General features: G+C 61.5%; 11 protein-coding genes. 1 reads left to right on the forward strand and 10 read right to left on the reverse strand.

Going from position 1 to position 12,461, the window contains the following annotated elements:
* Positions 1–11 precede the first annotated feature (11 nt).
* From glgA to V3W40_RS29245, 9 genes are all read right to left on the reverse strand, one after another.
* A complete protein-coding gene (gene glgA / locus V3W40_RS29205) occupies positions 12–1,568 on the reverse strand; it encodes a glycogen synthase GlgA (protein ID WP_074846904.1) in 1,557 nt (518 codons plus the stop codon).
* Positions 1,569–2,035: 467 nt separating this feature from the next.
* Positions 2,036–2,989 (reverse strand): D-2-hydroxyacid dehydrogenase family protein, encoded by a 954-nt coding sequence (locus tag V3W40_RS29210; protein ID WP_330216163.1) that lies wholly within the window; start codon positions 2,987–2,989, stop codon positions 2,036–2,038.
* A gap of 24 nt (positions 2,990–3,013) precedes the next feature.
* Positions 3,014–4,015, reverse strand: a complete 1,002-nt coding sequence (locus V3W40_RS29215; RefSeq protein WP_065948307.1) for an alpha/beta fold hydrolase — start codon at positions 4,013–4,015, stop codon at positions 3,014–3,016.
* 44 nt (positions 4,016–4,059) lie between these two features.
* Entirely contained in the window at positions 4,060–4,497 is a 438-nt protein-coding gene (locus tag V3W40_RS29220; RefSeq protein WP_027606736.1) for a YqaA family protein, read from the reverse strand.
* Between the two features lie 9 nt (positions 4,498–4,506).
* Complete coding sequence (locus V3W40_RS29225) at positions 4,507–4,953, reverse strand: DUF411 domain-containing protein (RefSeq protein WP_065927328.1); 447 nt, start codon at positions 4,951–4,953, stop codon at positions 4,507–4,509.
* Between the two features lie 81 nt (positions 4,954–5,034).
* Complete coding sequence (locus tag V3W40_RS29230; protein WP_065948308.1) at positions 5,035–5,493, reverse strand: SRPBCC family protein; 459 nt, start codon at positions 5,491–5,493, stop codon at positions 5,035–5,037.
* A gap of 78 nt (positions 5,494–5,571) precedes the next feature.
* A complete protein-coding gene (locus V3W40_RS29235) occupies positions 5,572–7,566 on the reverse strand; it encodes a methyl-accepting chemotaxis protein (protein WP_092484838.1) in 1,995 nt (664 codons plus the stop codon).
* A 293-nt stretch (positions 7,567–7,859) separates the two neighbouring features.
* Positions 7,860–9,317 (reverse strand): M91 family zinc metallopeptidase, encoded by a 1,458-nt coding sequence (locus V3W40_RS29240; RefSeq protein WP_330216164.1) that lies wholly within the window; start codon positions 9,315–9,317, stop codon positions 7,860–7,862.
* 164 nt (positions 9,318–9,481) lie between these two features.
* Complete coding sequence (locus V3W40_RS29245; protein WP_065927331.1) at positions 9,482–10,477, reverse strand: aldo/keto reductase; 996 nt, start codon at positions 10,475–10,477, stop codon at positions 9,482–9,484.
* 116 nt (positions 10,478–10,593) lie between these two features.
* Between V3W40_RS29245 and V3W40_RS29250 the strand changes: the two genes are divergently transcribed.
* Positions 10,594–11,505, forward strand: coding sequence for a LysR family transcriptional regulator (locus tag V3W40_RS29250; RefSeq protein WP_065927332.1), 912 nt, complete (start codon positions 10,594–10,596; stop codon positions 11,503–11,505).
* Here the strand turns inward: V3W40_RS29250 and V3W40_RS29255 are convergent.
* Positions 11,502–12,407 carry an AraC family transcriptional regulator gene (locus V3W40_RS29255; RefSeq protein ID WP_065927333.1) on the reverse strand — a complete coding sequence of 302 codons (906 nt, stop codon included), beginning with the start codon at positions 12,405–12,407 and terminating at the stop codon, positions 11,502–11,504. The two genes, V3W40_RS29250 and V3W40_RS29255, sit on opposite strands and share 4 nt — an antisense overlap.
* Between the last annotated feature and the right edge of the window lie 54 nt (positions 12,408–12,461).

Raw genomic sequence — 12,461 nt, forward strand, 5'->3', positions numbered from 1 at the left:
ACCTCCCTTGATTATTTAGTCGATTTCCCCAAGGCCTTGGCCACCAGTTGTTCATACAGCTCGGCGTAGGGTTCCACCGCCTGGCACCAGTTGAAGGGTTGGGTCATGGCACGGCTGCGCATGGCGTTGAGCAGGCCTTTATTGGCGAAGACCCGGAACGCACGGCTCAGGGCTTCTTCGTAGCTCTCTACGGTGGATTCATTGAACAGGAAGCCGGTGACGCCATTCTCGATGGTGTCCGCCAGCCCGCCGGTGTTGCGAGCCACGGGCAGCGAGCCGAAGCGCTGGGCATACATCTGGCTGAGGCCGCAGGGCTCGTAGCGCGATGGCATCAGCAGGAAGTCACTGCCGGCAAACATGCGCCGCGCGTCGGTCTCGTTGAAGCCGATGCGCACACCGACCTGGCCCGGGAAGCGCAGCGCCAGTTCACGCATGGCCTGTTCTTCTTCCGGCTCGCCGCGCCCGATAATGGCGATCTGGCCGCCGTTCTCGACGATAAAGCTCGCCACCGCTTCGGTGAGGTCGAGGCCTTTCTGGTAGACCAGGCGCGAGACCACCGCGAACAGCGGGCCGGTGGAGTCATGCAGGCCGAACAGTTCGCGCACGTGGTCGGCGTTGATGGCCTTGCCTTCCCAGTCACCGATATTGAAGTTGTGGGTCAGGTGCGTGTCGGTGGAGGTTTCCCAACTTTCATCGATGCCGTTGGGGATGCCACTGAGCAGGCCCTGCTGGGTCTTGGCGGCGAGGAAACCGTCGAGGCCGCAGCCGAATTCCGGCGTGGTGATTTCCTGGGCGTAGGTGGCACTCACGGTGGTGATGTGGCTGGAATACGCCATGCCCGCCTTGAGGAACGACATCTTGCCGTAGAACTCCATGCCTTCCTGCTGCAAGGCGTGGGGCGGAATGCCTAGCTCCGGCGTCGAGGCCAGGCTGACCACGCCTTGATAGGCGAGGTTATGGATGGTGAACAGGGTCGGTGTGCGTGACCCACGCCAGTGCATATAGGCGGGGGCCAGGCCGGCGGGCCAGTCGTGGGCGTGCACCAGGTCCGGGCACCAGTGGATCTGGGCCAGGTTGGCGGCCATGTCGGCGGCGGCCAGGCCCAGGCGGGCGAAGCGAATATGGTTGTCCGGCCAGTCGCGGCCGTTGTTGGCGCCGTAGGGCGTGCCTTCGCGCTCGTAGAGCTCGGGGCAGATCAGCACATAGATGACCAGGCCGTCCTTGAGGTCCATGCGCCCGATCTTGCACGGCGGCAGCGCGGCGTGGCCACCCAGCTCACCGATGATATGGATCGGGTTGTCGCTTTCCATCACCTGCGGGTAACCGGGGATCAGGACGCGCACATCATGCAAGTGGGCCATGGCGCGGGGCAGGGCCGCGGACACGTCGCCCAGGCCACCGGTTTTCACCAGGTCGGCGAACTCGGAGGTGACGAACAATACCTTCTTTCGATTGGGATTATTACTCACGATCGGCCGCACAGTGTTGGGCAGGTCGGCCAGTGACGTTGGCCCCTCTGCCGCCTTACTAAAACGCTCTCCCTGAGTATCTACAGCGGCACTGATCATAGTTCTCTCCCAATGTTGGTTGGCTAATGGCCCGCTGCCACTAGCTCCGAAGACCGCATCCTGCGGCCAGGCGCACAAGCGCTATACAAACTGGCAAGGCTTATGCCAGTTGCACGGTCGGCTTAAATAGATTGGATGGACGGGCATCGGGTGTGAACCGCGTGCACTCGCCCTACCTTAAAACTGGACCTACGGCAGAGTTCGAAAGTTTAGATTTTTTGCGGGGTTTTTGTTTTGGAAGGGACCCATCGGTCATCAGTCTAGGACAGATTCCAGAGCCTGTAGGGTTTGTGCGGGAATTTTGTAGGACAAAAAACTTGTAACCATATGCAATTGAGGAAGGCGATAGGGTGTGGTGAGCAGGCTTGCGCCGGTTCAGGGCCGCTTCGCGCCCCAGCGCAGGGCAAGCCTGCTCACCACAAAAATTACGCTCACACCCTTAGTGCGGACCGCACCTGATTGGTGCGTCAGCCCAGCACCCGAATGGGCGCGCCCTTGGTCCAGGCCTGGATATCTTCAATCATCTGCTCATAGAACTGCCGGTAGTTCTGCTCACTCACGTAGCCCACATGGGGCGTGGCGAGTACGTTGGGCAAGTGGCGAAACGGGTGATCGACCGGCAGCGGCTCCTCGGCGAATACATCGAGTGCCGCGCCCGCCAGGCGACCAGTGGTCAATGCCTGCACCAGCGCCTGCTCATCCACAATCGGCCCGCGCGCGGTATTCACCAACCGGGCCGTCGGCTTCATCCAACTCAATGCTTCGGCATCGACCAGGCCACGGCTGCGGTCGCTGAGTACCAAATGAATCGTGAGAATGTCGGCCTGCTCAAACAGCTCGCGCTTGCTGACCCAGGTCGCCCCGGCCTGCGCGGCGCGCTCCGGCGTGAGGTTTTCACTCCAGGCAATCACCCGCATGCCGAATACCTGGGCAAACTGCGCGACCTTCTGGCCAATACTGCCCAACCCGAGAATTCCCAGGGTCTTGCCATGCAGGTCGCCACCCAGTCCCACCTGCCAGCCACCCGCGCGCAGTGAGTTGGCTTCGGTCAGCAGATTGCGCGTAGACGCCATGATCAGTGCCCAGGTCAGCTCCGGCGCCGCCTGCTTGTAGCTGTCGGTGCCGCACACCTGGATGCCCATGGCCTTGGCGGCGGCAATGTCGAGGGCGGCATTGCGCATGCCGCCGGTCACCAGCAACTTGAGGTTGGGCAAACCCTGTAACAGCGCTTGGTCGAAGGTCGAGCGTTCGCGCATGACGCAAATGACCTCGAACGCCTTCAAACGCTCGATCATCGTGGCGGTATCTGCCGGGTAATCGTGCAGGAAGTGCACCTGCCCAACCGCCTCCAGCACCGACCAATCCACCACGCCCTTGGCCACATTTTGCCAATCATCAATGACTGCGATCTGTACCGACATGCACGCGTGCCTCGAAAAGTTGGATTAAAGGGCGCTCAAGCCCTGCAACAGCGCCTGGTGAAACTTCGCCGGTTCTTCCATCTGCGGTGCATGGCCCAGGCCCGGGAACTCCACCAGTGTGGCATGGGGAATCAGTTTGGCCACTTGCTTGCCCAGTACCGCGTAGTTGCCGATCCTGGCCTTGACCGCCGGCGGCGCAACGTCTTTGCCTATGGCGGTGGTGTCGGCGGTGCCGATGAGCAACAGGGTGGGCATCTGCAGATGCTTGAACTCGTAGTACACCGGCTGGGTGAAGATCATGTCGTAAATCAACGCCGAGTTCCATGCGACCAGCGCGTGGCCGGGGCCATTGCTCAGGCCCGCATACATGTCTACCCAGCGCTCGTACTCCGGCTTCCAGCGTCCGACGTAATAAGTATTGAGCTGGTACTTGCGAATCCCCTCGGCGCTGACTTTCTGTTCTCGCGCATACCATTGGTCGACGCTGAGCGTGGGCACGCCCAGGGCTTTCCAGTCTTCCAGGCCGATGGGATTCACCAGCCCGAGCTGCTCGGTCTGCTCGGGGTACATCAACGCGTAACGGGTGGCGAGCATGCCGCCGGTGGAATGGCCTATGAGCGTGGCCTTTTGAATGCCGAGTTTTTCCAGCAATTGATGGGTGTTGAGGGCCAATTGCTGGAAGCTGTACTGGTAGTGGTCGGGCTTGCTGGCACTGCAGAAACCGATCTGGTCCGGTGCAATCACCCGATAACCGGCGTCGCTCAGGGCCTTGATCGTGCCTTCCCAGGTTGCGCCGCAAAAGTTCTTGCCGTGCATCAGCACCACATTGCGCCCGTTCGGCTGGCCCTTGGCCGGCACGTCCATGTAGCCCATTTGCAGGGCTTTGCCTTGGGATTGGAATTGGAAATGTTCGAGGGGATAGGGGTATTGGAAACCTTGCAGCTCAGGGCCATAGCTGGCGGCGAACGCCGGGGCGGCGCCGGCCGTCAGCAGGCCGGCGATGCAAAAAACGCGGGATAGAGGCATGGGCGGGGCTCCGGACAGAATGCTCGGATGCTGTTTGCGCGGGATTAACGGGGGATTAACACCCATTGCAGGGTCACGGCGGCGAGCACCGCGTATCGCAGGCCCTTGGCCAGGGTCACCAGCAGCAGGAACCGCCACAACGGTTCACGCATCACCCCGGCCACCAACGTCAGCGGGTCGCCAATGACCGGCAGCCAACTGAGCAGCAGCGTCCAGTGCCCCCAGCGCTGGTAATGATGGCGGGCCTTTTCCAGCTGCTTGTCGCTGACCGGAAACCAGCGACGCTGCTTGAAGTGCTCCACCCAGCGCCCCAGCCACCAATTGACCAGCGAGCCGAGGACGTTGCCCAGGGTGGCGATACCCAGCAGCAGCCACAGGCTGTAGTGCCCGCTGATCAAGAGGCCGACCAGCACCGCTTCCGATTGCAGGGGCAGTAACGTCGCCGCGCCGAATGCGGCAAGAAACAGCCCCAGGTAACCCATCGGCACCGATCAGTGCGCCGGGTAGTCCGCCAACACCACATCCTGGCCATCGCGGGTCAGGCCGATGACTTGATAGGCCTCGGCATGGCCGTCCATTTCCATGCCGGGCGAACCCATGGGCATGCCCGGTGCGGCAATACCCAGCAGGTCGTCGCGCTTGCGCAAGGCCAGTACCTGCTCGGCGGGCACATGGCCTTCGACGAACTTGCCGTCGATCACGGCGGTATGGCACGAGCCCAGGCGCGGGGCCACGCCCAGCCGTTGCTTGACTGCACTCATGTCGGCTTCGACATGGTCTTTGACCTTGAAGCCGTTGCTTTCCAGGTGGCTGATCCACTTTTTGCAGCAGCCACAATTGGCGTCGCGGTGCACATCGATGGGGATCAGGTCGGCGGCCTGGGCCAGGGTGGTGGTGAACAGCACTGAAAGCAGGGCCAATCGCAATGGAATTTTCATGGAGGTCTCGTCCAATACCGGGCAGTAAGCCGGGCATTCTCCCTGCTTTTATCCGTGGGACGTCGGGTTAATGTTTCAAAATTATACGGAGAGCGAGTTTTCCATCCGCTGCTTGAGCCGGTCCAGTGCAATCGCCGACAGCGCGATCATGCGTTCATGGAGGCTGGCCAACTGCAATTCGGTTTCATAGGTCAGCACGCGCTTGAACAGGGTGCCGTCGCGAAAGGGCTGCAAAAAGTAATGAATCGAGCCGTCGACGGCCAGTGAGGTGAACACCGTCTTGAACTCGTCGGGACGCCGGGCGATCTGCACGCGGTAGCTCATGGGCACGCGCACGCCCAGCAAGTCGATCATTTCGGTAAAACGTGCGCCGGCGGGGAGGGGGCCGCTGGTGCCGGTGTCGGCACCGAGGGAGGTGGGGTGCCATTCGTGCCAGCGATCCGGTTGGGTCACATAGTCGTAGACGGCATCGATAGGGGCCTGGATAAAACGTTCCTGACTGATCCGATCCAAGCGGACCGACTGCTCGACAGCGCGCATGGCACACCTCCTGTGTGGCTGTGAACTGTCAGAATAGTCCCACTCCCGCACATTGCACGGGAGTGTTTCAGCCATTTATCAGCGCACCTTGAACCGGCCCATCAACGCAATCACCCGGCCATTGGCGTCCAGCAGGCTTTGTGTATTGGTTTGCGTGGCATGGCCGCTCTGCACCAGCTCTTCGACCATATGTCGGATATGCACCATGCTGCGGTTGATCTCCTCGGTCACCGCGCTTTGCTGTTCGGCAGCGGTGGCGATCTGGGTGCTGAGGTCATTGATATGGCTGACCGAACCGGCCATCTCGTCGAGGCCGGTGTTCACCCGTGCCGTGGCATCCGCCGCCGACTGGCAGCTGGCCTGGGTGTTTTCCATGGCCGCCACCGACGAACTGACACCGGTGGTCAGGCGTGCGAGCATTTCATTGATCTGCGAAGTGCTGGCCTGGGTACGCGCCGCCAGGGCGCGGACTTCGTCGGCCACCACCGCAAAACCACGACCCTGCTCGCCGGCCCGCGCGGCTTCAATCGCGGCGTTGAGGGCCAGCAGGTTGGTCTGGCCGGCAATCGCGCCGATCACGCCGAGGGTTTCGGTGATGCGCGCGGCGTCCTGGCGCATGTTCTCCACGGTGTGAGTGGCACTGGCGACTTCGCCGATCAGCGCACTGACGCTGGTGGACGCTTCCCCCACCACCACGCGGGAGCGGTCGGCGTGTTCGTTGGCGCGCTGGGTGAACGAAGCGGTTTGCGCCGCGTTCTGCGCCACCGTATCGGCGGTGGAGCTCATCTCGGTGATGGCGGTAACGGTCTGGTCGGTCTCCGAGGCGTGGCGCACCAGGATGCTGTTGGTGTGCGCCGAGGTTTGCTGCAATTGCTCAAGGCCCGATGACATGGCACCGGTGGCCTGGGTCACTTCGCCGATCATGTCTTGCAGGTAGACGATAAAGCGGTTCACCGAATGACCGATGGCGCCCAGTTCGTCTTCGGCGCGGATGGTAATGCGCCGCGTCAGGTCGGCATCGCCGGTGGACAGTGCGTCGATGTTGGCCTTCAGGATTTTCATGCGCTGCACCAATTGGCGGATCGCATACACCGCCAGCAGCACCAGCAGCAACACCATGGGGATCTGCAACAGGGCCAGGCTGCCGAGTACGTCATCGCGCTGGGCGGTGATCAGCGAGGTGGGCAGGGCGGTGGCGAGGAACCACGGCGTGCCTTCGATGGGGCGCATGTAGAAGGTGCTGGCCACGCCCTGGTTGTCGAACTCGTTGCGCTGCAAGGCCTGGTCGCGATGGGCCAGGGCCTTGCTGACCTGGGCGGCAAAGGCCGAGGTGCCGGTCAATTCACTGATGTTCTTCAATACCACCGGGCTGCTCAGGCGCGTGCTGTTGCTGATGATCTTGCCATCGCCTTCGACGATCAGCATTTGCCCGCCGATGTCCTTTTCCTTGCTGGCTACCAGTTCGTTGAAGAAGCCCAGGGTCACGTCGATGGTGGCCACGCCGTACGCCGCGCCGTCACGCTGGATCGCCATGGCGCAGTTGGTGCGCGGCTCCTGGCTGGCGTCGTCCTTGTAGGCCGCGGCCCAGGCACATTGGCCGCGTGGCGACGCGAGACCGCCCTTGTACCAGCTCTGGTCGTAATAGTTGGGGGCGGGGTCGCTGTTCCAGAAGGTGTTCACTGCCAGCTTGCCCGAGGCATCGCGGTGCCAGAAGGTGCTGTGCTTGTTGCGCCCCGGCGTGCGCTGGTTGGGCAGCGGCCAGATACCGCCGCCGAAGACCTTCAGCTCACCATATTGGTCGACCAGGCCCGGCAGGACCTTGTCGATGGCATCGCTGTCGAGCAGGGGAATGGTCTGGGTGATGGTGCGTTGCTGGGACTGAACCTTGTTGAGTTCGCCCTGGATCTGCTCGGCCACCTCACTGATGCGGTTGAGCACCACCTGTTCCTCGGTATGGCGCAGCGTGGGCGCGACCAGTTGGCCGATGCCGACGACCGTCAACACGAACAACACCAGGACGAACAGCACCAGGAACAGGGTATAGCGGGCTTGGATGGAACGCAGTGGGGGCATGGGGGTCGTCCTTACGAAGCGTTTATTATCGACGCGGCTGTTTTGGAGCTTCGTAGGGCTATCGGCTTGGCGAGGAAGAGCTTTAGGTACGGAGGTGCCAAATCAGGTTTTTAACATGGCGAGGCCAGCAGTTGCCTCGCCATGGGGATTACCGCTTATCGAATCAATGCCTGGCTTGCCGGCGCTGTATCACTCGCCGCGACCTTGAGGGCTGGGTGTCCATAAGTAGGACTGCCTCAAGGGTTTGCCCATTTCTGCATTCAGGGCGTTCTCGATGAAGTGTTTCGGATTGGTTACACGCGCTGATGTCGAGGGGGGGTGCCGTCCTCGGAAGGTTCTTCAACGTAGGGTAAACCGATGACTTGACGTTCACCATTCTCGACAAGGCCGTCGTCCCCCGGCGCTTCGCGGGTGTACCCATGCTCGGTTGTACCGGTTGCGTAGGTGTAGGCGTGGTTTATCTCATGGGCTAGACCGGTTACGGGCACGATTGTGTGGGTACGCTCGGCGTTTTCGATAATAGATGGCGGGTCATAGTGAATGATGCCGCGAGTGACGCGGAAACCGGGAACGCCATCCGTGATATGCCCGTAGGTTCCGGCTTCTGCGCTTTCGCGCTCCTCGGGCGTCAATTCATCCAGTTCACTACTGCCAGGAACGTATTGGGTACCGCCGTTACCGATCGGCTTGATGGTAACCTTGCCGCCATTTGCCACCGCGAGCTCATCCATTTGTTTGAGTGCTTGTTGCCCTATGGGTGAACTGCGCAGAAATTCAAAATCGTCGGCGACGCGCTGCTTGAAAGCCTGTGCGTCCTCCTCCGGGGTATCAGGGGGAGTTTCTACACTGAATCCCAGGTTGCCGGCATTGCTTGGCTTCACTTCGGTGAAAGTCGAACCCCTGGTGCGGTCGAAACCATCCCTGGCCTTGGCGTAGATAAGGTCCTTGGGCTGGTTGTTCCAGATAGTGTCGTTTCCTTTGCCGGTGTAGAAGGTCGTGCGCTCGTACCCTGCAAGGACGTCATCGCCATTGCCCCCATGTGCAACGGTATGTCCGCTGCCTGCAAGAAGTACATCGTTGTCGTCGCCACCGTCCAGACAGGTCTGCCTGGTGGAGGGGCCAAAGCCTGCAATGAGCAGGTCCTTGCCTTTATTACCGTACATTACGCCATTGCCGGGACCTCCCATGATTGTGTCATCGCCGTCGTTGCCCTCGGCATAACCCAGGCCGCTGCCCACCTGCAGGATATCGTTGCCAGCCCCTCCGAAAAGCCTGCTGCGACCTCCGCCCGCCTGGAGATAATCGTTGCCGTCGCCGCCTTTCACGCTCACGCGAAGCTTGACGTCATCGTCGATGATGACCGTGTCGTCACCGCCGTGGCTGTCGATGAAAAGCTCGTGCTCGCTTCTTTCCTTTGTATTGATATCGACTAAATGCGGTTTATCGTTGATGAAGATCTGCAGCTTGTCCACCGACCAACTGCGCACGTGGATACGGTCGGCGGCATTACCGGTTTCCACGTGGAGATAACTGGTCAGGATCTTCGGTCCCTTGAGGTCATCTGGGTTCCAGTCAACGACCCTGCTGATTTTGGTGTCACCGTCGACAAGCAGCGTGTGGGTGCGGCGGTTCACGATGCCTGGCGTCAGGTCGGTGGGAGGGGTGAAGTGCGAAGCGTTTGTTTCAGCGAAAGGCTGGGGGAGTTGGGCGTAGAGTCCGGATGTCAGGGAATGGGCAAGTGCAGATAGCATCGGCATGTCCTCTTGGGTGTGCGTGTAAGGGCACCCTGATTACGTATCAGGGTTGCTATTACGTGGAACTCCGACTGAGAAGGTTCCCCGCCCCCGGAGGGGCTTTAGTGCTAAACGTGTTGGCGTCGGAGCACCGCAAACCGGGTGCCCCTTGAGCTTGGCCGTCAGATATCCAGCATGGCCATCACCTCTGCGGGATAGCGCAGGCCGGCACTTGCATCGGCCGGAAAGATCCTCTCCAGTGCCGCCAGTTCAGCCGCGCCGAGTCGTATCGACACGGCCGCCACGTTCTCCTGCAGGTACTTGCGCTGCTTGGTGCCAGGAATCGGAATAATGAAGTCGCCTTGTGCCAACACCCACGCCAGCGCCAGTTGCCCGGCAGTGACGCCTTTGTCTGCCGCGAGGGTTTGAACCTGCTTGACCAGTTGCAGGTTCTTCGCGAAGTTTTCGCCCTGGAAGCGTGGGTTGGCGCGGCGGTAGTCATCGGCATCGAAATCCTCCGGGCTTTTCAGTGCGCCCGTCAGGAAGCCTCGGCCCAGCGGGCTGTAAGGCACAAACGCAATCCCCAGGCGTTGGCAGGCCGCGAGGCAGCCGTTGCTTTCCTGGTCGCGGCTCCACAGGGAATATTCGCTTTGCAGGGCGCTGATCGGGTGCACCTTATGGGCGCGCTCCAGCGTGGCGGCGGATGCTTCGCTCAGCCCCAGGTAACGCACCTTGCCTTGCTGCACCAGCTCGGCCATGGCACCGACGGTTTCTTCGATGGCTACCTGCGGGTCGATTCGGTGCTGGTAGTACAGGTCCAGGGTGTCCACGCCCAGGCGCTGCAAGGTACCGTTGATGGCATCGCGAATGTACTCGGGGCGACCGTTCACTCCACGCACCGCCGAATTGGCCGGGTCACGCACAATGCCGAACTTGCTCGCCAGGAACACTTGGTCACGTTTGCCGGCAATGGCTTTGCCGATCAGTTGCTCATTGGTGTGGGGGCCGTACATATCGGCGGTATCCAGAAAATTGACGCCCAACTCCAAGGCGCGATGCAGGGTGGCAGTGGCCTCCGTGGTGTCGGTGCCGGGGGTATAGAAGTCACTCATGCCCATGCAGCCGAGGCCGATGGCACTGACGTGGGGACCGTTCTTACCGAGTTGACGAGTGTGCATGGGTGCAGCTCCTGATGAGGTAGGACGCCATTGTTACCCTCGACAAAACCTGGATAAACCGGCTAAAAGCACTATCACTATTGGTAATTTCTAAATAATCCTCCTGGAGTCGGCCCTTGGATCGTTTTAACGCCATGCGTGTGTTTACCCGGATTGTCGAGTTGGGTGGATTTGCCAAGGCCGCCGACAGCCTGCAACTGCCGCGCGCGTCGGTGACCATCCTGATCAAGCAACTGGAAGCGCACCTGGGCGTGCAGTTGCTGCAGCGCACCACGCGCCAGGTCAGCCCGACCCTGGACGGCGCTGCGTATTACCAGCGTTGCGTACAGCTGCTCACCGATCTGGAGGAAACCGAGGCGGTGTTCTCCACCCGCCGCCAGAACCCACGCGGCACCTTGAGCGTGGATATGCCCTCGGGGATCGGGCGCTTGATTGTGATTCCCGCGTTGCCGGCGTTCACCGCGCGCTATCCGCAGATCGAATTGGACATCGGCCTGAACGACCGCCCGGTGGACCTGATCCGCGAAGGTGTGGATTGCGTGCTGCGCGGCGGTCCGGCCCTGGATGAGTCGCTGGTGGCCAGGCCTTTGGCAATGATGGACCAGTTGACCCTGGCGAGTCCTGTGTACCTGGAGCGCATGGGCATACCGGCGGGCCTCGACGACCTGGCCAATCACCAGATGGTCGAGTATGTCTCCACGGCCAGTGGCAAGCGGTTCGGCCTGGAGTTCCTGGTCGACAACGCCGTGCACTCGATCCAGTTGCCCAAGCGCGTGGCGGTCAACAGCTCCGATGGTTATTTCGCTGCGTGCGAAGCCGGCTATGGCCTGATTCAGGCGCCGCACTATCATGCGATGCGGCAACTGGCCGAGGGCCGCCTGGTGCCCGTGCTGGCGCAGTTGCCGGTGCCGAAAATGGCGCTGACGGCGCTGTATCCGCCCCATCGCCAGTTGTCACAGCGGGTGAGGGTGTTTGTGGATTGGCTGGTTGAGCTGTGTGGTCGGCCGGGCACCGGTTTGCAACGCTAGGCCTGGGCCTTGCGATAAGCGCCGGGTTGCTGCCCGGTCACTTTGTGGAAGGCTCGGGTAAACGCCGCCACAGACTGATAACCCACCGCCACTGCGACATCCGCGACCGTCTGGTCCTGCTTGAACAATTGGCAGGCGTGGCGCATGCGCATCATCAGCAGCACCTGGCCGGGCGACTGCCCGCACAATTCAGTGAAGCGCTTGAAAAAAGCCGAGCGCGACAAGCCGGTGCAGGCCGCCATGCTTTCCAGGGTCCAGGCGTCTGCCGGGCGAGCAATCAGGTGTTCCAGCAGGTTCGCGAATGCCGGCTGGCGACCCAGCGCGGCCAGGCCACCGAGTTGGTTGTTATCGAGCACTTGCTGGCGCAGTACATACAGGAACAACAGGTGGCACAGGCGCTCGAGCAAGGCCGCGGAAGGCGCCGGGTCGCGCTGGCACTCCTGCAGGATCAGCTCGAACAGGTTGCGGGCGGCCGTCAGCGAGGGGTCGCCGGCCCGCAGGACGATCCACGCGGGCAGGGTATCGACGATCATCGCCGACAAGCCCGACTGGAAGTGAAAGAACCCGCACACCAGCCCCACGCCGTCACTGGCGCTGCTGTCCAGGGGCAGCATCGGGCGTCGCGGACATTCCCGCGCGCCGGCCGCCGTGGCTTCTCCGGACAACCGATACTCAAGGTCACGGAGCAGGAACACCGCGTCGCCGTTGTTCAACTCGACGGGCGTGGGTTCGCCGGCGATATGCAGCCAGCACTCGCCCTGCACGATCAGGTGGAAACTCGCTCGCGCCAGGCCGTGGGTGCTGGCATGCCAATCGCCGCAATAGCGCCCGACATGGAACAGGCTGGTGTTGAGTTCGAGGCTGTCTAATAACCAATCGACAAGGGCACTGGAAGAATTCATCTAATGGAAAGACTCAAGAGCAAGTAATCGCTACTTTAGCCTATTGAGAGGATT

It is taken from the genome of Pseudomonas sp. AM8, assembly GCF_036346475.1.
In the GTDB taxonomy this organism is placed as follows: domain Bacteria; phylum Pseudomonadota; class Gammaproteobacteria; order Pseudomonadales; family Pseudomonadaceae; genus Aquipseudomonas; species Aquipseudomonas marginalis.

Bases quoted from the DNA above. Each gene is read 5' to 3' on its own strand.
- glgA (WP_074846904.1), bottom strand. From the start codon at position 1,568: ATGATCAGTGCCGCTGTAGATACTCAGGGAGAGCGTTTTAGTAAGGCG.
- V3W40_RS29210 (WP_330216163.1), bottom strand. From the start codon at position 2,989: ATGTCGGTACAGATCGCAGTCATTGATGATTGGCAAAATGTGGCCAAG.
- V3W40_RS29215 (WP_065948307.1), bottom strand. From the start codon at position 4,015: ATGCCTCTATCCCGCGTTTTTTGCATCGCCGGCCTGCTGACGGCCGGC.
- V3W40_RS29220 (WP_027606736.1), bottom strand. From the start codon at position 4,497: ATGGGTTACCTGGGGCTGTTTCTTGCCGCATTCGGCGCGGCGACGTTA.
- V3W40_RS29225 (WP_065927328.1), bottom strand. From the start codon at position 4,953: ATGAAAATTCCATTGCGATTGGCCCTGCTTTCAGTGCTGTTCACCACC.
- V3W40_RS29230 (WP_065948308.1), bottom strand. From the start codon at position 5,493: ATGCGCGCTGTCGAGCAGTCGGTCCGCTTGGATCGGATCAGTCAGGAA.
- V3W40_RS29235 (WP_092484838.1), bottom strand. From the start codon at position 7,566: ATGCCCCCACTGCGTTCCATCCAAGCCCGCTATACCCTGTTCCTGGTG.
- V3W40_RS29240 (WP_330216164.1), bottom strand. From the start codon at position 9,317: ATGCTATCTGCACTTGCCCATTCCCTGACATCCGGACTCTACGCCCAA.
- V3W40_RS29245 (WP_065927331.1), bottom strand. From the start codon at position 10,477: ATGCACACTCGTCAACTCGGTAAGAACGGTCCCCACGTCAGTGCCATC.
- V3W40_RS29255 (WP_065927333.1), bottom strand. From the start codon at position 12,407: ATGAATTCTTCCAGTGCCCTTGTCGATTGGTTATTAGACAGCCTCGAA.